16 protein-coding genes are annotated in these 24,808 nt (G+C 66.8%); 10 read left to right on the forward strand and 6 right to left on the reverse strand.

Annotation, left to right across the window (positions count from 1 at the left end; genetic code table 11):
• Positions 1 to 119 precede the first annotated feature (119 nt).
• The 6 genes from G5C50_RS02165 to G5C50_RS02190 all read left to right on the forward strand — a co-directional run bounded on the left by G5C50_RS02165 (position 120) and on the right by G5C50_RS02190 (position 9,711).
• Positions 120 to 1,448, forward strand: a complete 1,329-nt coding sequence (locus G5C50_RS02165) for a Gfo/Idh/MocA family protein (protein WP_165064158.1) — start codon at positions 120 to 122, stop codon at positions 1,446 to 1,448.
• A 295-nt stretch (positions 1,449 to 1,743) separates the two neighbouring features.
• Positions 1,744 to 3,474: a peptidylprolyl isomerase gene (locus G5C50_RS02170; RefSeq protein WP_165064159.1), complete on the forward strand. Its 1,731-nt coding sequence runs from the start codon at positions 1,744 to 1,746 to the stop codon at positions 3,472 to 3,474.
• Between the two features lie 114 nt (positions 3,475 to 3,588).
• Entirely contained in the window at positions 3,589 to 3,885 is a 297-nt protein-coding gene (locus G5C50_RS02175) for a hypothetical protein (protein WP_165064161.1), read from the forward strand.
• Positions 3,886 to 3,922: 37 nt separating this feature from the next.
• Positions 3,923 to 6,694, forward strand: a complete 2,772-nt coding sequence (locus G5C50_RS02180; protein ID WP_165064163.1) for a hypothetical protein — start codon at positions 3,923 to 3,925, stop codon at positions 6,692 to 6,694.
• Positions 6,695 to 6,810: 116 nt separating this feature from the next.
• Positions 6,811 to 8,148: a phosphomethylpyrimidine synthase ThiC gene (gene thiC / locus G5C50_RS02185; protein ID WP_165064165.1), complete on the forward strand. Its 1,338-nt coding sequence runs from the start codon at positions 6,811 to 6,813 to the stop codon at positions 8,146 to 8,148.
• Positions 8,149 to 8,268: 120 nt separating this feature from the next.
• Entirely contained in the window at positions 8,269 to 9,711 is a 1,443-nt protein-coding gene (locus G5C50_RS02190; RefSeq protein ID WP_206107556.1) for a glycoside hydrolase family 140 protein, read from the forward strand.
• Between the two features lie 247 nt (positions 9,712 to 9,958).
• On the opposite strand, the gene G5C50_RS02195 is transcribed toward G5C50_RS02190, so the two are convergent.
• A complete protein-coding gene (locus tag G5C50_RS02195; RefSeq protein WP_165064168.1) occupies positions 9,959 to 11,479 on the reverse strand; it encodes an RNA polymerase sigma factor in 1,521 nt (506 codons plus the stop codon).
• A 384-nt stretch (positions 11,480 to 11,863) separates the two neighbouring features.
• Between G5C50_RS02195 and G5C50_RS02200 the strand changes: the two genes are divergently transcribed.
• Positions 11,864 to 12,817 (forward strand): thioredoxin family protein, encoded by a 954-nt coding sequence (locus G5C50_RS02200; protein WP_165064170.1) that lies wholly within the window; start codon positions 11,864 to 11,866, stop codon positions 12,815 to 12,817.
• Between the two features lie 211 nt (positions 12,818 to 13,028).
• Here the strand turns inward: G5C50_RS02200 and G5C50_RS02205 are convergent, their stop codons facing one another.
• From G5C50_RS02205 to G5C50_RS02220, 4 genes are all read right to left on the reverse strand, one after another.
• Complete coding sequence (locus G5C50_RS02205; protein WP_165064172.1) at positions 13,029 to 14,807, reverse strand: cytochrome b N-terminal domain-containing protein; 1,779 nt, start codon at positions 14,805 to 14,807, stop codon at positions 13,029 to 13,031.
• The gene (locus G5C50_RS02210; RefSeq protein ID WP_165064175.1) at positions 14,800 to 15,330 is read right to left on the reverse strand and encodes a QcrA and Rieske domain-containing protein; all 531 of its coding nucleotides are present in this window, start codon (positions 15,328 to 15,330) and stop codon (positions 14,800 to 14,802) included. Before G5C50_RS02210 ends, G5C50_RS02205 begins: the two co-directional genes overlap by 8 nt.
• A gap of 112 nt (positions 15,331 to 15,442) precedes the next feature.
• Positions 15,443 to 16,429 (reverse strand): DHH family phosphoesterase, encoded by a 987-nt coding sequence (locus G5C50_RS02215; protein ID WP_165064178.1) that lies wholly within the window; start codon positions 16,427 to 16,429, stop codon positions 15,443 to 15,445.
• Between the two features lie 54 nt (positions 16,430 to 16,483).
• Complete coding sequence (locus G5C50_RS02220; protein ID WP_165064181.1) at positions 16,484 to 17,467, reverse strand: GDP-mannose 4,6-dehydratase; 984 nt, start codon at positions 17,465 to 17,467, stop codon at positions 16,484 to 16,486.
• A 342-nt stretch (positions 17,468 to 17,809) separates the two neighbouring features.
• Between G5C50_RS02220 and G5C50_RS02225 the strand changes: the two genes are divergently transcribed.
• Together G5C50_RS02225 and G5C50_RS02230 are read left to right on the forward strand one after the other, a co-directional pair.
• A complete protein-coding gene (locus tag G5C50_RS02225; RefSeq protein WP_165064184.1) occupies positions 17,810 to 18,895 on the forward strand; it encodes a hypothetical protein in 1,086 nt (361 codons plus the stop codon).
• 350 nt (positions 18,896 to 19,245) lie between these two features.
• On the forward strand, positions 19,246 to 21,507 hold the full coding sequence (locus tag G5C50_RS02230) for a glycoside hydrolase family 2 protein (RefSeq protein WP_165064186.1): 2,262 nt from the start codon (positions 19,246 to 19,248) through the stop codon (positions 21,505 to 21,507).
• A gap of 602 nt (positions 21,508 to 22,109) precedes the next feature.
• Here the strand turns inward: G5C50_RS02230 and G5C50_RS02235 are convergent.
• Entirely contained in the window at positions 22,110 to 22,541 is a 432-nt protein-coding gene (locus G5C50_RS02235; protein ID WP_165063396.1) for a hypothetical protein, read from the reverse strand.
• A 538-nt stretch (positions 22,542 to 23,079) separates the two neighbouring features.
• Between G5C50_RS02235 and G5C50_RS02240 the strand changes: the two genes are divergently transcribed.
• The gene (locus G5C50_RS02240) at positions 23,080 to 24,783 is read left to right on the forward strand and encodes a tetratricopeptide repeat protein (RefSeq protein ID WP_165064189.1); all 1,704 of its coding nucleotides are present in this window, start codon (positions 23,080 to 23,082) and stop codon (positions 24,781 to 24,783) included.
• Positions 24,784 to 24,808 lie beyond the last annotated feature (25 nt).

Here is a 24,808-nt window from a genome sequence, read left to right on the forward strand (position 1 = left end):
CGGCGAGTCAAGCGTTGGGGGGAGTGGGTCGTTGCCCCGGCCTTTCCGGCGCGCTAGAGTCGGCGCTGTGCGAGAACGGTCCGAGACGAAAGCGTCTCTCCCACCCCAAGGACCCCGCCATGAAGAATCCGTCCGACGAACGAGGCGGCTCCAGCCGCCGAGGCTTTCTCAACACAGCCGCGAGCCTGGGCGCCGCCGCGGCCTTCCCGACGGTCATCCCCGGTTCCGCGCTGGGCAAGGGGGGCGTCGTCGCCCCCAGCGAGCGGATCAACCTGGGCGTGATCGGCTACGGCCCACGCTGCAAGTACGACATGGGGCCGATGCTGGCCCAGCCCGACGTTCGCTGCGTCGCCATGTGCGACGTTCAGACCCAGCGCCGCGAGGAGGGTAAGGAACGCGTCGACAAGCACTACGGCGACCAGAAGTGCGACGCGATCGTCGACTTTCGTGAGCTGCTGGACCGCAAAGACGTCGACGCCGTCCTGATCGCCACGGGCGACCGCTGGCACGGACACGCCTCGATCCTGGCCGCGAGGGCCGGCAAGGACGTGTACAGCGAAAAGCCCTGCGCCATGACGATCGACCTGGCGATCAAGCTGGCCGACACGTTCAAGGAGACCGGCCGCGTCTTCCAGGCCGGCACCCAGCGGCGCAGCGTTCCCAACTTTGAGTACGCCGTGAACCTGGCCCAGTCCGGGAAGCTAGGCAAGCTCAAGACGCTGTTCGCCTCGGTCTACACGCCGGCGCTGGTGACCCAGTGGCTCCCCTCCCAACCGACGCCCAAGAAGGACGTCATCGACTGGGACCTCTGGCTCGGCCCCGCGCCCTGGCGGACGTTCAACGAGGCCTACGCCGCAGGCCGCTGGCGCGACCACTTCGACCTCGACGCCGGCGTCCGGCTGCTGGACTGGGGCGTCCACACCGTCGATCTCTGCCAGTGGGCCAACGGCGCCGATGAGACGACCCCGATCTTGTTCGAGCCGGCCGAGACCCGCATCACCGCCAAGTACGCCAACGGCGTCGAACTGGTCCTCGACTTCCTCAAGACGCCGTTCGGCGAGCGCACGGGCTGGATCACCGCCCTGGGGACTTGCCCCGTCCGGTACGTCGGCACCGACGGCTGGGTCGAAACGGGCGACAACGGCGGCCTGGAACTCCAGCCCGAGCCGCTCAAGGCCGGCCTGAAAGACCTGCCGACGGTCGCCCACAACAGCGGCCTGGACGTGGGCGCCCACGCACGCAACTGGCTGGATTGCATCAAGACCCGTGGCAAGCCGGCCGCCAACGTGGAGGTCATGCGGAACTCCCACATCGCCTGCCACGCCGCCGCACTCTCCTGGCTGCTGGGCCGCAAGCTGGAGTTCGACCCGACCAAGTTCGCCTTCGTCAACGACGACGAGGCCAACAGCCTGCGCTCCCGGCCGGTCCGGGAACAGTGGAGAATATGATTCGCTGAACGCTCGGCGGGTCGATTCGGAATCCCCGATCGGCCCGTCGATCGACCTTGCCTCCATCCGGGATTCGGATATCTTGCTCGGCGCGAGATTCCGCGAACCCCTCGTTTCGAACCGATGGTGCGGACGAGGACCAGGCCGGCTCTGGCATATCTGTAGTGAAGAGGCCGGCCTGGGAGCGATCAGAGAGGGACGCGACGCGTCGCGATCGGCTCCTGCGGGTCGATCGAACGCGGCTTCCGGTCGCTTGCGCGCCGGAGCCGCGGCTCTCCAAGGATGGAGACGAAGCATGAAGAGACTGACCCTCGCCGCGGCCCTGGCCGGACTCGCTTTCGCCGGCTGCGCGCAATCCCGATCCGCCAAGCTGCCGGACGAGCCGGACGCGCAGCCCGTCGGGCTGGTGCCGGTGCCGTCGATCCACGAGACGATCAACCGTGGCTCGAACCCCGCGGTCGCCCGAACAACCCTCCCCGACCCGTCGAACCCCAACTGGTCGGGCGCGCCGTTGGTTTCGCCCCGAGCGGCGACGGGCCTTGCGCCAAGCGTGGCCTCGTCCGACGGCCGGACCGGCCCCATGCCGACCCGGGACGCCTCCGCCGTGGCAACCCGCTTGAGCGAGCCGCCTCGCGAGCTGCCCAACGCGCCGACCGCCGCCGAACCGGCCGATGCCGGGCCGAGTCTCCCCCCGATCATCGAGGCCGCCCCCGCCGCCGAGCCCGCGCCGGCCGAACCGCCCCCCGAGATGACCCTATCCCCGGCGGCCGAGGCGACCCCAGCCCCTGAGCCCGTCGGCGATCCGCTCCTGGGCCCGAATCCCCAGTTGATGCCGGATATGAAGCCCGCGCCCGCGGCCTCACCGGTTGGCGAGCCCTTGCAACCGTCGGCCTCCACCCTGGAACCCGCCCCGGAGCCGGACCCGGAACCGGCCCCCGCCCCGGGCAGCGGCAGTCCCTCCGCCTCGTTGAGTCCCGCTCCGCGCGGAGATTCTGCCGTTCAACAGGTCTCCACGGCGTCGGCCCCGGTTGTGGCCGACGTCGTCGACACGAACTGGAAGCAGGCCACTCGCGCCGCCGCCCGCGTCGGCGACGAGGTCATCACCCTTGGCGAGCTGGTCACGGCGGTCAAGGACACGGTCCGCAAGCAGGGAGGCGACGTCGGCCGGCTCTCCAGGCAGGAGAAGAACCTCGTCGCCCAGCACATCCTCAACGCCCTCATCGAGCGGTCGCTGATGGTCCAGGAAGCCAAGCACCAGTTGAAAACCAAGGACAAGCAATTGGTGAAGATCCAGGAAGCCGCGGACACCGTCTGGCGAGAGACCGAACTCCCCCCTTTGCTCCGCCAGTACAGCGTCGAGAACGAGCAGCAGCTCGCCCACAAGCTTGAAGAAGAGCGCCGCTCGCTGGGCGCGATGAGACAGAACTTCCGCCAGGAGTTCCTCGCCTACGCCTTCATGGAGCAGAAGCTCGGCAAGGTTGAGGTCGCCCTCCCCGAGATGCTCAAGTACTACGAGGCCCACCGCGACGACAAGGCAAACCAGCGGCCCCCGGCCATCGTCTGGCGCGAGATCCTGATCGACAAGCGCCGGCACGCCTCGCCTGAAGAAGCCCGCCGCAAGGCCGACGTCCTGCTCGATCGCCTCCGCCGAGGCGAGGACTTCGCCGCTCTCGCCGCCGCCGAGAGCGAGGCGCCGGCCAAATTCAAGGCCAACGGCGGCCTCATGGAGACAGCGCCCGGCAGCTACATCGTCGCCGCAGTCAATCAAGCCATCGAGACCCTCCCCCTGAACGCCGTCGGCGACGTCGTCGAAGGCCCCGAGAGCCTCCACATCCTCCGCGTCCAGGAACGTCGCGCCGGCGGGCCCGCCACCTTCGCTGAGCTGCAAGACTCGATCCGAGCCGCCCTCCGCGCTGAGAAGGGGGAAGGCCGACGTAAAGTCCTCGTCGAGGGCCTCCGCAAGAAGACCCTGATCACGACGATCTTTGACGGGACCGAGAGCGACCCGAACCTGGTCCGCCGCTGATCCGGCCGACCGCCCCTCCCGCGGTCGCCGTTGCCCCGAAAGCCCTCCAAGGGTATTCTGACCCCGCCCGGCCTCTTCCTGCGAAAGGCCGCCCTCAGAACGGGAGTCGACCCGATGGAGCCCCCCCGACGCTTCCACTACCGGCCGATCTGCTCGGCCGTCGGCTGCACCGAGACGGCCGTCTACAAGGTCGGCGCTCCCTGGAGCGACGGGACCCGCCGCGAGTTGAAGAACTACGGCCTCGCCTGCCCCGCCCACTGCGACCCCCAGCTCGAACGCGCCCGCATCAACCGCAACGGCCTGAAGCTGGAGCCCGGCGAAACCATGGGCGACGTCCGCCTCTTCCTCCTCGACCCCGACCGCCGTGATACCGACTTGCAGAGCGTCGGCGAGGACGCCGCCACCGCTTGAAACCCGCCCCCGGGACGGAATCCGGAGCCGATCCAGGATGATCGCCAGACCCATTCGAACGGCCCTCATACCGGCCGCGTGCCTTCTCCTTGCGACGACCGCCGTCGCTCAGCGCCAGCCTCAGTCTCAGCCGTCGCTGGGCCCGGTCCGCCTGCCGAAAGAGTGGCAGGACCGCTTCTGGGGCACGCCCCAAGCCCAGGCGATGCTGAAGCTCTCGCCCAAGGAGTTGACGGACCTCGTCCCCGTCCAGGCTGGGTTCAGGTTCTGTCCCTGCCCTTCCTGCGACGCCGGCGAACGCACCGACCCACTGGCCTGGTCGATTGAGAAACCGAAGGTCGTCCGCTGTCGCAAGTGCCAGGGCGAGTTCCCGAACCCCTCGTTCCCCGCCCCCAGCCCCAGCGACAAGAAGGTCCCCGTCGAGAAGGTCGAAGTCTCCCCCGGCGTCTGGCACTCGTACCCCTATCACGACGTCGACGACGACAAGGCCGACTACTTCGACGAGCGCGCCTACCTGGAAGCCAAGCGCGACTACGAGGCACGCGCCTTCCTCGCCAAGGCCGCCCTCTACTGCGCCGTGCGTTGGGACGACCAGGCTCCTCAGGCGCGTGATCCGAAGCTCGCCGCGACCGCCGCCGCCCTCATCCTGCGGTTCGCCCAGGTCTACCCGGCCTATGCCATGCACAACGACCGTCCCGGCGTCTCCAAGCTGCTCCTGCCGGCGAAGGTGCCTCCCCCGTATCGCCACAGCTACCAGACCGGCAAATGGGACTGGAACGGCAGTCTCGAAACACCCATGAACCTCCTCCTGGCGTACAGCCTGATTCGCGACGGCGCCGATTGGACCGAGGCCGGCAAGCTCCTCGACTGCCCCAACCCGAAGCGGACGATCGAGGAAGATCTGTTCCTGGCCTCGGCCGAACTGTCGGCCCGTCATCCCGACGACTGCACCGAGGACTCGCTGGCCGTTTATCGAGGGATGCTCAGCGTCGGCCGCCTGCTGGGGCGGAAGGACCTTGTGATCGAGGCTCGTTCACGGCTCGCCGAGTTCGCCCGCAGGGGCTTCTACTACGACGGCTTCTGGAGAGGCGCCGACGTCCTCAGCCACCGTCGAGTGCTGGGGATGCTCGAAGGCTGGATCGACGGCCTCCTCGCCGAACCCAACGGCCGCCCCGTGGTCGCGATCGACGTTCCCATGCTTGACCTGGCGCGCTCGGCCGCCGCGGCCGTCGCCTCTCGTCCGCCCGATCCCGAGATCCTCCAGGCGTCCTGGCCTGTGGAGACGAGCCTGGAAACCGAGCACAGGCCGATGCTCCTCGGCGGCGCGGGGCTGGCTCTGCTTTCGGTCGGCGGACCAGGGAAGTCGCTCGACGTGGAAATCCGAGGCCGCGACTCGCTCGTCGACCGCCGCTGCCAACGACTGGCGTTCCGTCTGTCGCTTGACGGCGTCCCGCTCCTCGACGACCTCGACGAACACCCCGCCACCGCCGACGGTTGGGACCTCGCCACGGCCAGCCACAATACGGTCGTCGTCAATGGCCTCAACCAACGCGAAACTCCTCAGGCCGCGCGCACGCCCGCGCCTTCGAGCGACTTCCTCTACTTCGCGGCCGAGCCGGACTTCCAGGTCGCCACCGTGTCTGACCGCCACGCTTATCCGATCTCAACCCGGCGCTACCGGCAGACGTTCCTGGTCAGTCGATGGGGCCGCCGTCGCTACGCCCTGTCGATCTTCGAGGTCGACGGCGGCGTCCAGCACGACCAGATCTTCCACACGGCCTACGGCCGCAAGGAGCACTGGCGGCCCAACATGGCGGCTACCCCGTTCGCCGGAAGTCTACTCCCCCCCTCGATTGAGTTCCTTCCCTCGGCGAGACCCGACGAGGGGCGTTGGTTCGTCCAGGCCTACGGCGAGTTCCGCCCCCGGCTTCGCGCCGAGGCGTCCGGGCCCTGTCGGGTCGATCTGGATCGCGGCGACGGCTCACCCCCAGCCCTTCGGCTCCACCTCCTGGGCGATTCCCCCGCCGGCGTCATCACGGCCGAATCCCCCGACGGCCCCCCCACGCCGCACGCGCCGGCGCCCTCCGGCGCGACGCGTTCCGACCTGATCGTCCGCCGCCGAGCCGAGGCGGGGGCGCAACTGACCTCGACCTTCGTTTCCTTGTTCGAACCCTCCGAGCCGGGGCTTGCCCCGCTCGACCGCGTCGGCCGAGTCGATTCGGTCGCGGACGCCGTCGTGGTGCTGGTCGAGTCGCCGGAGGGAACCGAGCATTTCATCTTCAACCGAAAGCCGGGGACGAGGGTTCAGGTTCAGCTTGCCAGCGGACGGTACGTGACGACGGACGGCCTGGCGGTACGAGTCCGAGACGATGAGATCGTCCTGTCCGGCGGGACCTACGCGGAGGCCAACGGAACGCTGGCTTCCCAGCCGAGCGTTCGGGGAACCATCACGGCGGCCGAACGTGCCCCGAGCGACCACGGCCGCGGCTGGTTCCTGACTCCCGACAAGCTCCCCGAGGGCCTGGCCGTCGCCGGCCGCTCCCTGTTCGTCGAGCACGGCGACGGCTCAGTGAAGGCCTGGACGCTCGATTCGGTCGAGCCGACCGCCGCCGGGACGCGGTTGTGGGTCCGCGAGGAACCGGGCTTCACGATCGATCCGGCGACCGACGAGGCGGCCTATTACCAGTTCCCGCTGAACAAGGCCCCGGGTCCTCACCGCTTCCGGCTGGCCCAGACGACCCGGGTTCGGCCGACGGCCCGCAAGGTCGCGGCATCCCCCGCGATCAATCGACCTCGGGCCTCCTCGAATTGACCTTGGATCGACCGCCGGCCTACGATGGATGGGCCCGCTCCGCCTTCGCCGGATCGGAGTCTGTCGCAGTCCCGCCTCGGCCCGGCCCGAGTGCGATTCGGAGAGGATCTTGCACGATGACGCAGATTGAAATGGCCCGCCAGGGTGTGATCTCCCCGGAGATGGAGCACGTCGCCCGCCGGGAGAAGCTCAGCCCCGAATTGATCCGCTCCGAAGTCGCCCGGGGCCGGATGATCATCCCCGCCAACAAGGTCCACCTCAAGCTGGGCCTGGAGCCGATGGCGATCGGCGTGAAGGCGACCTGCAAGATCAACGCGAACATCGGCAACTCGGCCGTCACGTCCAACGTCGACAACGAGCTGGCCAAGCTCAAGCTGGCCGTCGACCTCGGCGCCGACACGGTGATGGACCTCTCCACGGGCGGCAAGATCGACGCGATCCGCCAGGCGATCATCGCCGCCAGCCCGGTGCCCATAGGCACTGTGCCGATGTACCAGGCCATCCAGCAGGTGAAGAAGGTCGAAGACCTCACCGAGGAAGACCTGCTGGCGAACATCGAGCACCAGGCCGCGCAGGGGGTCGATTACATGACCCTCCACATCGGCATCCTCCGCGATTACATCCCGCTGACGGCCCATCGCCTCACCGGGATCGTTTCGCGAGGCGGGGCGCTGATGGCCCAGTGGATGATCGCCCACAACAAGGAGAACCCGCTCTACACGCGGTTCGACGACATCTGCGACATCATGCGGCAGTACGACGTTAGCTTCAGCCTCGGCGACAGCCTCCGCCCCGGCTGCATCGCCGATGCCTCCGACGCCGCCCAGTTCGCCGAGTTGAAGACGCTGGGCGACCTCACCCGTCGGGCCTGGGCTCGCGGCTGCCAGGTCATGGTCGAGGGTCCCGGGCACGTCCCGATGGATCAGATCGCCATGAACATGGAGAAGCAGGCCGTCGAGTGCGACGAGGCCCCGTTCTACGTCCTCGGCCCGCTGGTGACTGACATCGCACCGGGATACGACCACATCACCTCGGCCATCGGCGCGGCGCTCGCCGGCTGGCACGGGGCCAGCATGCTCTGCTACGTCACGCCCAAGGAGCACCTGGGGCTGCCCGAGGTCGAGGACGTCCGCCAGGGAGTGGTCGCCTACAAGATCGCCGCCCACGCCGCCGACCTGGCCCGGCACCGCCCCGGCGCCCGCGACCGCGACGACGCCCTCTCCCGCGCCCGGTACAACTTCGACTGGGAGGAGCAGTTCCGCCTCTCGCTCGATCCGGAAACCGCTCGCCGGATGCACGACGAGACCCTGCCGCAGGATGCCTTCAAGACGGCCGCGTTCTGCAGCATGTGCGGGCCCAAGTTCTGCTCGATGCGGATCTCCGAGGACATCCGCAAGCACGCCGCCGCCACGGCGTCGCTGGTGCAGCTCGAACCCGTCGCCGCGGGTTCTTGATCCGACCTTCCGGGTCTCGTAGAACGGGCGAAACGAATGCAGGCGTCGGCGCGCGGGGAGAACCCCGCGCCGACGCCCTGTCTTGCGCCCCTCGAACGGCCCCGGGCCGGAAGGCATTCCATGAGTCGCCTCCGCGGGTTCCTCCCCCTCGCGACGTTGGCCGCACTGAGCTTCGCCACCGCCAGGGCCGAGGAGCCGAAGCACCGCTTTCCGACCGGGGTCAGCCCGGACGGCCGTTACCTGACGGGTAAGGACGGCGAGCCCTTCTTCTACCTGGGGGACACGGCCTGGGAACTCTTTCACCGCAGCACTCGCGAGGAGGCTGATCGCTACCTCGCCGACCGCGCCCGCAAGGAGTTCACCGTCGTCCAGGTCGTTGCGCTGGCCGAATTCGACGGACATTCCGTCCCGAACGCCTACGGCCACCTGCCGCTCGTCGACCTCGACCCAACGCGGCCCGACGTGAAGGACGGCCCGGCGAACGACTACTGGGATCACGTCGACTTCGTGGTCGACCGCGCCAACGCTCTTGGGCTGACCATCGGCCTCTTGCCCACATGGGGCCGTTACTGGCACGACCCGATCAAGGACGGCAAGCCCCTGTTCAACGCGGCCAACGCCGAGACTTACGGCCAATGGATCGGCCGCCGCTATGGCGGCAAGGGAGTGATCTGGATCCTGGGCGGCGACCGGAAGGTTGAGAACGACGAGCAGCGAGCCGTGATCGAGGCGATGGCCCGTGGACTTCGCGCCGGCGAAGGCGGGCATCCTCTGATCACCTTCCACCCTCGCGGCGGCGGCGGATCGTCGGAGTATTTCCACAAGGCCGACTGGCTATCGTTCAACATGCGTCAGAACGGTCACAACACCGATTTCACGGGCTCGTATGAGAACACCCGCAAGGACTACGACCTCCAGCCCGCCAAGCCGGTGATCGACGGAGAGCCCATCTATGAGGCTCACCCGATCTCGTTCAACGCCGCTCGCAACGGCCACTCGATCGCCGCCGACGTGCGCCGGCCGCTCTACTGGGATCTGTTCACCGGGGCCTGCGGCCATACCTATGGCCACCACTCCATCTGGCAGATGTGGCAACCCGACCGCAAGCCGATCAACAACCCGCTCGTCCCGTGGACCGAGGCCCTCGACGCCCCCGGCGCAGCTCAAATGAAGTATGGTCGTCGGCTGATCGAATCCCGGCCGATCACCAGCCGGATCCCCGATGACTCGCTGATCGTCGTCGACCGCGTGCCGACGTCCGTCCCAGGCGCGGGCCGCTACCGATTCGTCGCCACCCGCGACCGCGAAGGGACCTTCGCCATGATCTACGCCCCCATCGGCCGGGCGTTCTCCGTAAACCTGAAGGCGATCAAAGGGCCTCGAATCCACGTGTGGTGGTTCGATCCCCGGTCGGGCCTGGTCGTGGACGACGGGGAGATCGCCAACACCGGCGAATCTCGGTTCGAGCCGATGCCCTGGGGCGAGGCATTGGATTCAGTGTTAGTTCTGGACGACGCTTCGAAGAACTACCCGCCGCCGGGGCAACCGCTCTCAAAGGACTGAGATACACACAAAACATATGCGAAAATGTTCCGCAACCACTCTTGAAGGGCCATGAACCTGAGTCGAGTCGGTCCGCGCTCGATCCCATGGAGGGGTTCCCGAACAGAGCAACTGAAGGCCGAGCGAGGCCTCTTCAAGCCAGGGGCTGCTCCTTTCGGACTGGATATGCAGCCTTCCCAGAGGGACGGCCTGCGATCGCTCGTGGTGCCGACACGTGCTCAGGGATCTCCGATTCCCTCAGGCGTTCTCAGGGTCGTCTGAGGTATGTGCGATCCTCCGGAACGAAGAGGCGTCCATCCGGCGACTCTTGGAGCGAGGTAATCATGTCGGACCGGGTACTTCCTTTGGACGTGGAATGGTTCAAGGAACGATTCGGCGTTGAATCGCTTGCTTTTGCCGGCCCTCTTCGTGCTCCTGGAGGGGCGGGAGCTGGAGACGCGGTCGATGCTGGAACTTCCAGTTTCTTGATCAGGGCGTCCAACTTCTCTTCAAGGCGGTCCAGTCGTTGTTCAACGGCCCCGGTGTGGGAATCGATCATGAGGAAACCGTCTCTCACGCAATAGCCGAGCTTCGCAATCGCCAGGCTCTCGCGCAGCGATGCAGACAGCGGCTGATTCTTGCCGTGGAAGGAGACGCGCGAGGTCATCGTGAGGTCGGCAATGAACAGCCCCAGCGGATTGACGTAGATCGGGATGCCGGGGGCGTCCTCGATGCTGGAGACCTCCTTGATCCTCTTGAGGAGCGTTTCGAGTTCGATGCCGTCGGTATCCAGATCGAACGGCCTGGCCAGGAAGGCGCGAATTCGCTCATCTCTCGTTTCGGGCCCTTCCTTCGTCGGCATCTTCGGTTGCGGTGGAGCGTCGACCGAGACCATCGGTTTGGCCTCCGAGGGAGTAGGCTTCGGCGCGGCTTCTTGAGCAGGCTCCTGGTACGTCTCCGCCTGTCGGGCGAGCACGGCGGCCGAGCCGATGACGCCGAGCGTCGCCAGCGACGAGAAAACCACGGGCTTCAAAGAAGACAGGGTCATGGCGAATATCGCTCCTTTCGCGAGGTGTGAGGCGGAGATCGTGGACGTCGCTCCGGCGGCCAGCGACTGGGCGGCGTTCAGCAGGGCGAGGGGCAGCGGGACCGGGGTGAGGGAGTCGGGCGAGTCGATGACCCCCTGAGCCTTCAATCGCTCCTCGAGTCGCTTGCGCGCCCGATGCAGCCGGCCGCGGAGTGTCGGCTCCGGAACACCCAGCGCCCGGGCGGCCCGCTCATAGGTCAGGCCCTCCAGTCGGCAGAGAACAAGCGGCGCACGCTCGCGTTCGGGGAGTCGATCGATCTCGGCGTGGATCAGGGCGGAAGCGTCGGGCGTCGACCGACTGCCACGGACTGCGTCTTCGAGAGTGGTTGGATCGACGAGCCTCAGCCGGCCGGCTCGCGAACGAGAGCGACGTCGCGCCGCCTTCGCCACCCGGAGGGCGACGCCGTACAGCCAGGGGCCGAGCGAATCCCCCTTGCGGATTGAGCTCGCCCGCTGGATCAGCACGAGAAAGACCGCCTGAAAGGCGTCGTCCGCCTCGGCCGGATCGGCGACGAGGCTCCGGCAGACCGAGAGCACCATCGGCCCGTGACGTTCGACGAGGAGTCGGAAAGCCTCCTCGGCGCCGGTTCGCCTGCCCCGGTAGACGTCCAGCAGCCGGGCGTCCGTTTCCTCGCCGACCACGCCCAGCGTGAGCAAGGTTTGCAATGGGCCTGCGGGAGAACGTCGGGCGGGCTTTTGCATGATGTGTTTCATCCTGTCGAAACGACGACGACCCTCTCGTCTCTCACGGACGACCAGACACCTATTCGGCGGCGACGATCAAGACGTCTTCCCCCCTGGAGGGGGAAGGCTGTTATGGTCGCTGCTCCTGAAAAAGCGTCGGTTCGTCAGCGTCTCCAAGGAGGGGAGAGCAGTCGACGTCAGCGGCTTCGATCGAGAGAAAGCTTCACACTCTCGTTCACCTTCATAGTGCCCGTGAAGCCGGGATCCTCACACGGTTCGCCGCTGAACCTGAGGAATTCGTTTCGGCCGCCGCTCCAGGGCCGTTACAGTCGTACGAGAGGAGGGATGGCCCGCGTCGGCGTCCGGCGCAGCGTCCAACAAGCCTCAACAAGGGAGTCGGCCATGCGATCGGTGACGATGTTCGCGGCGCTTTGCGGGGGGCTGGTGCTGGTCGGGGCGGCCCGGGGCGAGGAAGCGAAGCCGGCGAAGAAGTCGATCTACGACGCGACGGCCGACGCTCGCGCGCAGGTCGAAAAGGCCGCGGCGCAGGCGAAGAAGGACGGCACGCGGGTCCTCCTGATGTTCGGCGGCGACTGGTGCGGCTGGTGCCATAAGCTCCACACCCTCTTCCGCGAGGACAAGGAGATCGCGACTATCCTCTCCAACGAATATGAGCTGGTGATGATCGACACGAAGGCGCCCAACGCGGAGACCTACCTGTCGGAGGCCTCCAAGGGCCTCGATGGCGTCGGCTATCCGTTCCTCGCCGTCTACGACGCCGACGGCAAACTCTTGAAGGGCCAGAAGACCGATCCCCTGGAAGAAGGCGACCACCACGACCCAGCCAAGGTCAAGGCGTTCCTCGAAGAGTGGAAGGTCGCCGCCAAGGACGCCGACGCAGTCGTGAGCGAGGCCCTCGCGAAGGCCTCGTCGGAGGGCAAACGCGTCTTCCTCCGCTTCGGCGCGCCGTGGTGCGGCTGGTGCCACAAGCTGGACGACTACCTTGCGCGGCCGGAAGTCGCCAAGGCCTTCGCCGACGATTTCGTGCTCGTCAAGGTCGACGTCGACCGCATGACCCGCGGCCAGGACGTGATGAAGAAGTATCGCCCCGAGGCGACCAGCGGCATCCCCTGGTTCGTCGTGCTCGACGGTCAGGGCAAGGCCCACGGCACGGCCGACGCCTCGTTCGGCAACATCGGCTATCCCTTCGAGCCCAAGGAGATCGACGCCTTCGTCAAGCTGATGGAATCACAGGGGACGCTTGACCGAGGCCAACTCGAAACGCTCCGCAAGAACCTGGAATCAGCCGCCGACGAGATCCGGTCCCAACAGGCGAAACGGAAGGCAGCGGGCTGAGCGCCGAGTGTTTGAAGCCACGGCTGATCCGAACGACGGCCCTCCCCCCTCGCGACACAGGCATGGCCACAACTTCTTAACGGGAGAAGAGAGGGCGGCTGCTCGCCAACGTCCGTGCCGACCAGGCCGGCACCGCCCTAAACTCTTCCCTCGCGTGAGCAGTCAACTCAAATCGTTGCGGCCATGCCCATGTCCGCCGAGAGGGGGGAATTCACGGCGCATTCGGCTTCAAGTAATCGCCCTTGAGGTATCGAATGATCATCGAAACATCACTGTCCGGCATCTCATCGACGGGCGATGCGGGCATCCGCTGCTTGTCTTCCAGGTAGCCGTACAGAGCGGCGTCGCCGGGCTTGCGGATCATCCGCTTCATCCACTGGGGAGAGCCCCAGGCGAAGAGGTCGGGGGCGTCCTGGACGCCACCTTCGGTATAGCCGTCGATGAGATGGCACTTGCCGCAATCCTTCTGGAACAGTTCATTCCCCGGATGGTCGGCGACGCCCGGCGTATTCAGCCAGTCGTCGACCGTCTGGCCCTCGGGGATCTTGGCGAAGCTCGCGACGAACTGAGCCACCTGATCGAGCTGCTTGGCGTCGAGCTTGGAACTCTTCTTCCAACTCGTCATGCCGTCGCACTCGGGGGTCTTGCCGAAGTAGGTCGGCGAGTCAGGCTTCTCCAGCAGGCCGCGGATCCAGGCAAGCGAGCCGAAGTCCTTCAGGTCGGGCGCCGACTGCTGGTCGGTCCCCTGCTCGCCCAGGCGGTGACAGCCGAGGCACTTCTTCTCCAGCAGGGCTGAGCCGCGCGTGAGCGGGTCCAGCCTCATCAGGTAACCCGCCCCCTCCGGCGGGATGCCGAAGTCGGGGTGGGAGGCCAGGAAAAGTGCCCGTTCGTTGGCCTTGTCGGCCTTCTCGCGGGCGAGGTGGAACGCCGGATTCTGGGCGTCCTCGCGGAACGAGGAGAGCGTCAGGTAGCCCGCGCCGCCGGCGATGGTGAAGGCCATCGCGCAAACGAAGAAGTGCAAGATCTTCGACGGAATCACCTTGTCCAGCAGCGGCAGCAACGCCAGCGTCGTCATCAACGCGCCGGGGACCGCAATCGAGCCGACCCACTCCAGACGGCCCGGGAAGGCCTTCAACATCTGGAAAAGAAACCGGAAATACCACTCCGGACGCGCGGGGTAGTCCGCGCTCGACGGGTCGGCCGGGGCGTCGAGCGGCGCTCCGCCTTCCCAGAAGACCAGGCCGAGCATCACGCCCAGGACCGCCGTGACGGCCAGCGCATTACGGAAGGTCTGGTCGGGGAAGTAGGTGGAGGGCACGGCCTTCGGCTTCTCAGCGGCGTCGGCGGGGGGCTTGAGGCCGTGACGATACCGGAGCGCCAGGTGGGCCCCGAGCGTCAGGGCCAGCAGCACGGGCAGGATGCCGACGTGCAGGCCGTAAAACCGCGTGACGGTCTGGTTGCCGTACTCATTGCCGCCGACGACCACGGTCTTGATGTACGGTCCGATCACCGGCGCTCCGCCGGCGATGTTGGTGGAAACCTTCGTCGCCCAGTAGCCCTTCTGATCCCAGGGCAGTTGATAGCCCGTGTGGCCGAAGCCCACGAGCAGCCCCAGCAGGATCAGCCCGAGCCACCAGTTGACCTCGCGAGGCGCCCGGTAGGCGGCGGCGAAGAGGACCTGCAGCAGGTGGACGACCGCCAGCACCATCACCGTCTGGGCGCCGAAGTGGTGGAGCCCTCGGATGAGCCAGCCCATCCACATTTGTTTTTCGATGTAATAGACGCTCCCCCACGCAGTGGAGGAAGAAGCGCTGTACGCCGTCATCATCATCAGGCCGGTGAAGGCCTGAATGAGCAGGATGGCCAGCAGCGCGGAGCCGCAGACGTACCCCCAGCGAGGCCCCGCGGGAAGGGGCTCGTCGCGCATCGACTGGAGTCGGCTGGGGAGTCCGGTGCGGTTTTCGAACCAGTCGGCTAGGAGATTACGCAAGGGGGATCTTCTCCTCGGCGAGAGTCCGGAAGCGCTGGAATCGAACGCGGACGATGGGATCGGCGTCCTTGCTCAGCTCGACGTCGAGCCGGTCCATGGGGCGGGGAGGAACCTGATTCTGCGGCTTCCCTTCGATGTCGAAGGCGCTGGTGTGGCACGGGCAGACGAAATGCTTGCCGTCGTCGCCCATGTTGATGGCGCAGCCCAGGTGCGGGCACTCGGCGGAGAACGCGACGACCGCCGGTTCGACCCCTTCGGGCTGGCGAACCAGCCAGACGGATCCGGCGGGTTCCTTCGGGTACTTCACCCAGCCGTCGATCTGGTCGCGGACGATCCCGAACGACTTGGGGACGCCGACCGGAAGCTGGCTCAGCGGCACCAGCGATTCGAAGGTCTCACTTCCGCCGTCGCCCTTGCGGCGGAGCGGGTTGAGCAGGAATGCGGCGGCGGGTACGGCGACCGCCAGCTTGACCAGCGCGCCGAGGACTCGGGTCCCCAGGCGGTGGAAATCGCGTCGATTCATACGGGGCCTCGACAAGGTTGTAGCGGGACGACGCGGGCGGGGGCGTCGACGGAGCCGCGGAGACCGCGCAGGCGCAAGCGCCCGGCGGTCGGCGTCTATCCTGACGCGGCCGTCAGGCCGGATCAAGGGCCTTGCGGATCGCCGCCAGAACCCGGTCCACGGCGACCGGCAGCGGGGCGTCGATGGTCAGCCCGGCCGCCGCCTTGTGGCCGCCGCCGCCGAACTCGGCCGCGATCTTGGCGCAGTCGACCCCCGACCGCGTCCGCAGCGAGCCCTTCACGCCCCCACGGGCCAGTTCCATCAGCAGGAAGCCGATCTCCACGCCTCGGACGCTCACCGTGTAATCGACGAGATCCTCGGTGTCGTGCGGGATCGCGCCGGTCCGCTCCAGGTCGGCCAGCGAGACGGTCGAATAGATGATCCGACCGTTCAGGTCGGTCTTCATCTTGGAGAGGAACTCGCCGGTCAGTTGAAGCCGGGCCAGCGTATTCCGCTCGAAGAGGTCGCGATAGATCTGGTCGATCTCCGCGCCGGCTTCGATCAACTCGGAGGCGGCGCCGAGCGTCGAGGGCTTGGTGTTGGGGTGGCGGAACCAGCCGGTGTCCATGGAGATCGCCGTGAACAGGCCGGTGGCGACCTCCTTCGTGAGCGATCCCCCGAGCGCCTTCACCGCCCGCATGACCAGCGTGCCGGCGGCCTCGGCGGAGGTGTCCTTGAGGAAGACGGCCCCCAGATCGTCCTGGCTGACATGGTGGTCGACGACGACCTTCGGCCCGGGGAACGCGCGGACGAAATCAGCCATGTCGCCAAGCTGCGACCAGGCCGAGAGGTCCAGAATCACGAGCACCTCGCGGTCGTCGAGCGCCCCGGCGGGGAGCGCGGAGAAGTGCTCGAAGAACGTGCCGTCGGGGTCGAGGTAGTCGTATCGCGGCGGGGTCCGGCTGGTGTTCACCACCCGAACGTCCTTCCCCTTCTGGCGGAGCAGCCCCGCCATGCCGACCTCGGAGCCGAGCGCGTCGCCGTCGGGGCGGATGTGGGTCGTCAGCAAGAAGCGGTCGTGCTTCTCCACGAGGTCGGCCAGCGGCGTCCAGTCGATCATGTCGGGCTCGATTCAGGGGCTTTCGGAGGGAAGTACGTTCTTGGTTCGATGGAATCAGGTCGTGTATTCGTCGGGGCGGAAGCGGTCGAGGTTCTTCTTGATCCATTCGACGGTCTCGGCCAGCCCTTCGTCCAGGCTGTATCGCGGCCGCCACTTCCAGAGGGTTTGGGCCAGCGACGTCCCGGCGAGCAGCCGCTCGACCTCGCTGGCGGGGGGACGGAGCCGGTCGGACTCGGTCTGAACCTCGATCGTCTTGCCGAGGATCGCGCCCACCTTCTCGACGAGGTCGCCGATGCTCACATCGGAGCCTCTTCCCACATTCACGACCCGGCCCAGGGCGGCGTCGCAGGCGGCGATGGCGATGAAAGCCTCGGCCGTATCCTTGACGTAGGTCAGGTCGCGGCGAGGGTCGAGCCGGCCGAGCTTCACCACCGGCCGGGTGAGCGCCTGGCTGATGATCGTGGGGATGATCGCCCGCGCCGATTGTCTCGGCCCGAACGTGTTGAATGGGCGAAGGACGCAGACCGGCGTGCTGAACGAGCGGAAGTAACTCTCGCCCAGCGCGTCCGAGGCGATCTTGGTCGCGGCGTAGGGAGACTGGCCCCGCAGCGGGTGCTTCTCGTCGATGGGAACGTATTGAGCGGTGCCATAAACCTCGGAGGTCGAGGTCAGCACCACGCGCTCCAGCTTCTTCGAGCGCCGGCAGGCGTCCAGAATGTGCGCCGTGCCGTTGACGTTCGTCTGCACCACGTCGTACGGGTTCTGGTACGAGTAGGGGATGGCGATCAGGGCGCCGAGGTGGAAGACCTGTTCGCGGCCCTCAACGGCCCGATGAACGGCGTCCGGGTCTTTGAGATCGCCGCGGTGGACCTCGATCTCGGCCTGAACGTCGCGCGGAAGGTCGTCCAGATGACCGCGATCGTCCCGGCCGTTGTAGCGGACGAGAACGCGGACGTGATGCCCCAGGTGCACCAGGCGTTCCGTCAGGTGACTGCCGATGAACCCGCCCGCGCCCGTCACCAGGACCGCCTTGCCCATCTCCCGTTCCTCCTCGCCCTCAGCCCGGGGGCCTCCTCGAAAACCCGATCGGGAAGCCATCTTAGAGTCAACCGCCCGTCTTGGCCACGCGAACCGTCGCGCAATCCCCCCAATCGGCAAGCCGAAGGGCTTCATCCTTAGCCATGCCGATCTTTCACCGCAAAGCACCAAAGCTTCTCAGATTGACCAAAAACGCTATTTTCCCAATAGGACGTAAAGCGTTGACTCCACCCTGTCGATACCTTTTCACCAGGAGGCATCATCAGCCAAAGCGAGGATCACATTCCGAATCCTACGGTACAAAGACGATCGATGAAATCGTCACGACTGGGAGATACCCCCATGACGCTGCGACTGTTCCTGATCGGCCTGGTGGCGGGTGTGGGCCTTGGCCTGCCCGCATGGCCGACGATCGAGGGCTGGACCGGCGGCGTGCAGAATTGGATGAACCATCAACTTGCGTCCCTGGACTCTCGTGCCGGGCGTGAGAAGAAATACGTCGTAATCCGCGACCTCCTGGACGAGGAGATGCAGCGCGTTCACGCGGCCCGCCTGGCCCGCCGTTCGACGCCGAACGCACGGATCGGGGCCCCCCGCATCCAGCTCGTCTCGATGCCGCACGAGATCTCCCAGGAGGAGATCACCCGCGCCGCAATCGCCCGGTCCAGCGTCGCGATCACCCTGCCCCGGCTCGAAGGCGCCATGCTCGCAGCGCCCGTAGCGGCGATGTCGATGCCAGCACCCGTCCCGGCCGTCGCAGCCCCGCCCGTCGCCCCCCCCGCCGTCATCGCCCCCGCCCGATCTGCCGTCCGTCCCGATGAGTTGGCGACACTCGCCTGGAATCGCCTGCGACCGCTCGGCGAGCGTCTCGCCGCCGACCTGGCCGAAGGTCTTCGCCTCGCCGCCGAGCAAGACCGCAACGCCCGCGCGTTTATCGCGATGGAGGCGTCCAAGGACCTCTACTTCGACGACGCCTTCGTCCTCGACGCCGTCCACGATCCCGAACCGCCGCCGGCCGCCGTCGTCGCGGTGGTCGAGCCGCAACCCGAACCTGCCGCGTCGCCGACCGACCGCGAGTTCACCCCTCTGCCCGGCTTCGAGGGCCTCGACCCCAGCGCCGTTGTGGAAGACGTCGCTCTAGCCGAGGACGACCTGCTGCCGGCCCCCGAAGCAGTCACGGATTCCACGATGTCGTACGCCGAGGCCGTCGCCGCGATGAACGACCTGCCCGACAATGTCTTCGCCCCGTTCGACGAAGTTCCGGCCGAGCCCGTCGTCGTCGAGACGGCTCCCGCCGCCGAGCCAGTCGCCGGCCGAGACGTCAATCGAGCCGTCAAGCTGACTCGCGAGGCTCTTTCCGCCTGGTTCAACGTTCTGACCGGGCCCGCGTTGGTCACCGTCTCGCGACCGACGCCGACCGTGCGCTGATCCGAGGGACTCGAACCGATAAATCGACCCGCGCGACGGCCCCACCACGGCCGTCGCGTTTCGCGTTTCGAATTCAGGTGTAGGGGCGTCCCTTGTGGGCGCCCCGATCGCCATCGGATGTCCGGTCGATGTCGGATGTCCAAAGCGATCGGGGCGCCCACAAGGGACGCCCCTACAAGTCCGGGCAATGCGCCAGAGGAATCACTCTGCTGTTCCAGCCCAGTGGTCACCTTTCCCATGCAGATGCCAAAGCTCTACAATCGGGATGAATGCGGCCTCAGATTAGCCGCCGTCCGGTCGTGCAGACGGCGGAACAACCAGCCGCGCCTCCTGACTCTTGATCGGCGATCATGAAACGAACAAGCCTCCGCCTCAGCCTTGCGCTGGGGCTCGCGGCCGGCGTCGCGGCGTCGGCGACGGCCGAGGAATGGTCGATGAAACAGGGCCCGCTGATGACGCGGTGGGCAGCGCAGGTCGACCCCAACGCCCCCCTGCCGGACTACCCCCGGCCTCAGCTCACTCGGGCCGACTGGCTCAACCTCAACGGCGTCTGGGAGTTCCAGCCCGGCGCTGAGTCCGACGCCGCCCCCGCGGGCAAAACGCTCTCCCGCAAGATCCTGGTTCCGTTCCCCGTCGAATCGGCGATCTCGGGCGTGATGGAGCACCACAAGCGGCTCTGGTACCGCCGCACCTTCAACGTCCCCACGTCCTGGGCGGGCCGTCGGGTCATCCTGCACTTCGGCGCTGTGGATTATGAGAGCGAGGCTTTCGTCAACGGTCGAAGCCTGGGCGTGCATCGCGGCGGATACGACCCGTTCCAGTACGACGTCACCGACTTTCTCCAGGGAGAAGGCCCCCAGGAGTTGATCGTCCGGGTCTTCGACCCCACCGTCGAGGGGGGCCAACCACGCGGTAAGCAGACGACCCGGCAGGGCGGCATCATGTACACGCCGACCACCGGCATCTGGCAGACCGTCTGGCTCGAACCGGTCGCCGCCGAGGGGATCCGCAGCCTCAAAATCACTCCCGACGTCGATTCCGGGTGCGTCTGGGTGGCCGTCGATGCGCCGGGGGTGACGCCTCACTCCCGCATCGCGCTGACCGTCAAGGACGGGGCCGAGATCGTCACGACCGTCGAGGGCGCTCCGGGACCGGAGATCCGCATCCCGATCCGCGACGCCAAGCTCTGGTCGCCCGATCGGCCCTTCCTCTACGACCTGGAGGTGAAGCTTGCCGTCGCTGGCAAGGAGGTCGACCGGGTCGGCAGCTACTTCGGCATGCGGAAGATTGCGATCGGCGACGTGGGGGGACTCAAGAAGCTGCTGCTCAACGGGAAGTTCGTCTTCCAGATCGGCCCCCTCGACCAGGGATTCTGGCCCGACGGCCTCTACACCGCCCCCACCGACGCGGCCCTGAAGTTCGACATTCAGGCCACGAAGGAGATGGGCTTCAACATGATCCGCAAGCACATCAAGGTCGAGCCCGCCCGGTGGTACTACTGGGCGGACCGGATCGGCCTGATGATCTGGCAGGACATGCCTTCCGCCAACTCCTACCGAGGCGCCGAAGACCCCCAGCCAGAGGTCGACCGCGCCGCGTATGAGCACGAGCTGACCCGGATGATCGCCACGCTCTACAACGTGCCGTCGATCATCATGTGGGAGACGTACAACGAGGGCCAGGGCCAGTACGACACGCCTCGGCTGGTGAACCTGGTCAAGCGGCTCGACCCGACCCGCCTGGTCAACGAGGCCAGCGGCGGCGGCTACACGGGGTCGGGCGATGTGATGGACGTTCACAGCTATCCGCCGCCGGCCTGCCCCGAGCCCAGCAAGAACCAGGCGCTCGCCTGCGGAGAATACGGCGGGATCGGCTTCCGGGTCGAGGGCCACAACTGGGCCCCGGGCGGCGGCGGTTACACCAACGTCCAGTCGCCCCAGGACCTGGTCGACCTCTACACCGAGTTCGCGGCCATGCTCAAGGGCTTCCGCGATGAGAAAGGGCTGAGCGCGGCGGTCTATACCCAGATCACCGACGTCGAGACCGAGATCAACGGCCTGCTCACCTACGATCGCGTCCCCAAGATGGACGTCGGCAAGATCGCCCGAGCGAACAGCCTGGAAATGAGGCTGCCGAAGTTCACCACCGTGCTGGCGACCTCCGAGAAGGAGTCGCAAACGTGGAAGTACACTCTCAGTCGCCCGGCTGATGGCTGGGAGCAGCCCGGCTTCAACGACTCGGCCTGGCAGACGGGCCCGGGCGGCTTCGGCTCGCACGGGACGCCCGGCACGGGGAAGATCGGAACGGAGTGGACTTCCAATAACGTCTGGATGCGCCGGACGTTCAACCCCGGAAACCTGACGCCCGACCAGATCGCCCGACTGCTCGTCCGCGACAACCACGACGAGGACGTGCAGGTCTACATCAACGGCGTGCTGGCCTATCAGGTCGGCGGCTACTTCAACGGCTATGAAAACCGCCCCATCACGGCCGAGGCCCGCAAAGCCCTGAAGCCGAACGCCGAGAACGTGCTGGCCGTCCACTGTCGCCAGTCCGCCGGCGGGCAGTACGTCGACGTCGGCTTCGTCATCCGCGAACCCGACGAGAATTGACCCCTACGCTCCCCGGCCGACGTTTCCGCGTCGGCCGGGAGATTCCTTGGCCGGGCCACCAAAGGCTAGAGGTCCGATTATGACGGCGCGCCAGCGCGTGGATGCGTCGACTTTCGAAGCTCGATCTCGGCTGTCGACGCCATGATCTTAGATAGAGCGTTCCTGGCGACGCGGATCTTTGATAACTCGGCCGACTTGATCGGCACGCGGGGATCGGGTGAGACAATCGCTCGAACGAAGCCAACCGTGCGTGCCTTAATATATTGCAGTACAACGACTTAACATCCAGAACCCGACTGGGTCCGTTTGAGATCGAACCCGATTTCGATGGGGATGAGTCGGCGACCGGCTCTCGAAGGCCCCAGTCGATGCAAGACATCCTCGCTACAGGGTCCAATCGGAAACGACGCGAAGAGCGCGCGAACGAACCCACAACCTTGACGACGCAAAACCATCGAGATAAACGATTTAACCTCGATCACGCGATTGGCTCCCTTTGCAATCAAACCCATTGGGGCGGATGCCTGGGCGCAAACGAAAACCGCCGGGAGGGTGTGCTCCGGGCGGTTCAGACCGACCTGCCAGGTTCGGGGGAGTCGGGATCAGGCGTCCTGCTCAACCCGCGAGAAGAGGAGGAGGCTGGCGTTCTCGTCGAAGACCGGGGGCGGCGAGTCGTCGACCGCCTTGCGGTAGCCCAGGCCGACGGCGACCTTGATCACCTCGGCGTAGGAGGGGAACGACTTGCCCGAGAGTTCCTTGAACCGCTGCATGGCGTTCATGAACTCCAGCTCATCTTCGGTGTACTGCTTCTCAAAGGTCGTGGGGTCGATGCGCTTTCGGCGTTCCTTCTTCTCCCGGCGTTCGACGTTGCGGGGAGGACGGGGTTCGCCAGGGGCGTCGAATCGTCCCGGCCGGCCGCCGAAGCCGCGACGGTCCTTGCCGAGCCGTCGTTCGTGGAAAACCGTGTTGGCCGGATAGGCGGAGAAGTCGAAGGAGCCGGAGTCAGGCTTGGAGTCGTCGCGGACGTCGTTCATGTTGGAAGGCCTCCGGCCGCTTGGGGGCGGCGATCATCGGTTCGGAAGCGAGCCGGCCGAGCCGGCCTCATCCGCTCCTGATGTCAAACCAGTAGGACGAGCGGCGGAGGTTGTCAAAACGGGAGGAGGGGGGCGTCTCGGCGGAAAATCGTGATGGGGAACCGAAGAAACTCGGGACGGCCGTCGTCTTGTCGGAAGAACACCTCGCGCGAGCCGTCGAATCCCTTTCCGTCTCCGGTTTGGCCCCCCCCGAACCGTGTGGCATAATGGTTGTCGACGAGCCGAACCCAGCCAACATCTAGAACCGCCTCGAGGGGAGTCGTTAGTCCGCCAGGAGCAGCAACACCCCGGGAGTGGGATCGGCCGCGCAGCCCGGCGTCGGGGAGCGGTCGAGTCGGCCCGGCCCGAGTTCGACCCGGAACGACCGGAGCGGCATTCTCGCCGCCTCCGAGATCGTTTCGTAAAATGCGATGAGTTAACACCTAGCGCCCAGACCGGTCGTGGCGCCGGTGATCCCTTCTGCTGGAGAGCCTCGAACATGTCCCGAACCACGAGACTGTGGAAAGGCGCCGGGTTGCTGACCCTGGGCAGCATGCTGCTGTCCGGGGCCGCGTCCCGCGGCGACGACGCTCCACCGGTCGTCGACCAATTGACCGACCTCGGCCGCCAGGCGCTCGCGCAGGGCGCAGGCCCGATGGCCCGCTCCTTCTTCCAAAAGGCGCTGGAGATCGATCCCAAGAACGCTGACGCCGCCAAGGGCCTCGCCGAGGCCAAGGCCGCTCAGGAGCGGCTGCTGCGGGTGGCCCTGCAGGAGCCCGCCGCTCCGGCCCCGGCGCCCGCCGCCCCGGCTGAAGCTCAGCCGACGCCTCCCCCTGCTCCGGCCGCCGGCCCCAACAACCGGGCCACGCTGGAGGAGTCGGACCGAAGCGACGCCATCGCCCGCCAGCAGCTCAGCAGCGACGTGGCCCAGCGGCTCAACGCCGCCCGCGATCTGGTCCGCAACGGCCAGCCCGGCGCTGCGCTCGACGCCCTCCGCCTGGCGAAGAACGTCGTCCAGTCGGCCTCCAACATCCCTGAGAGCGACCGCAAGGCCCTCGAACGTCAGATCGAGGCCCAGTACCTCTCGACCATCCGCGACGAGGATCGCATCCTCGCCGAGCAGCTGGACCGTCGCCGCCTCGAAGCGGCCGCCGAGCAGCGCTATCGCGGCCTCTCGCAGCTGGTCGCCAACCAGTACACCATCAAGTCGATGATGGACCAGTTCGATACGCTGATGGGAGAGGGCGTCTACAACTCGCTCTACAACGGCGGCCTCGGCAACATCGCCCTCGCCACCGCCCCGTTCTACGAGGCTCGTCTGCTCTCGCAGCACGCACGGTCTCTGATGCACAAGGGGACTCTCCCGTACAGCGACGAGGACCCGGCCCCCTACGCCGGCATGTTCGTCTCCACGACCATGGGCTTCCTCTCGCAGGAGAAGCAGTTCGAGGAGCTGAAGGAATACCGCTTCATGCTGACGATGCAAGACGTCGCCCGCGGCGCGGTCCCCTTCCCCGACAACAAGATCATCGAGTACCCCGACGCCGAGTGGTTCCGCGACATGTCCGAGCGTCGCATCGCCAAGTACGGCAAGGCTGTCGACGTCTTCGACCGCGACCCCAAGACCAAGTCGATCCTCGCCAAGCTCGACGAGCCCCTGGCGATGAACTTCCCCAACGAGACGCCGCTGGAAGACGTCCTGAAGTACGTCAAGCAGGCGACCCAGACCCCGCAGGACAACGGCATCCCGATCTACGTCGACCCCATCGGCCTGAACGAGGCCGACAAGACGATGACCTCCCCGGTCTCGCTCGACCTTGACGGCGTGCCCCTGAAGACCACCCTGCGTCTGATGCTCAAGCAACTCGGCCTCACCTACACGGTGAAGGACGGCTTCCTGATGATCACCTCGCAGGAGTCCGAAGACCAGCAGACCGACATCCGCGTCTACCCGGTCGCCGACCTGGCCCTCATCCCCCTCTCGCTCATCATGGGCGGCGGCGGCGGTGGTATGGGCGGTGGCATGGGCGGCATGGGCGGCGGCATGGGCGGTATGGGCGGTGGTATGGGCGGCATGGGCGGCGGCATGGGCGGTATGGGTGGCATGGGCGGCATGGGCGGCGGTATGGGCATGATGTCCATCCCGGTCAGCCCCGCTCAGGACGACCCCGCCAGCGCGCTGATGCAAAAAAAAAGCAACTGAACGGTCTTGGGGCGGGCTCCGGCCG

Origin of the sequence: Paludisphaera rhizosphaerae (assembly GCF_011065895.1) — a bacterium.
Taxonomy (GTDB): Bacteria; Planctomycetota; Planctomycetia; order Isosphaerales; family Isosphaeraceae; genus Paludisphaera; species Paludisphaera rhizosphaerae.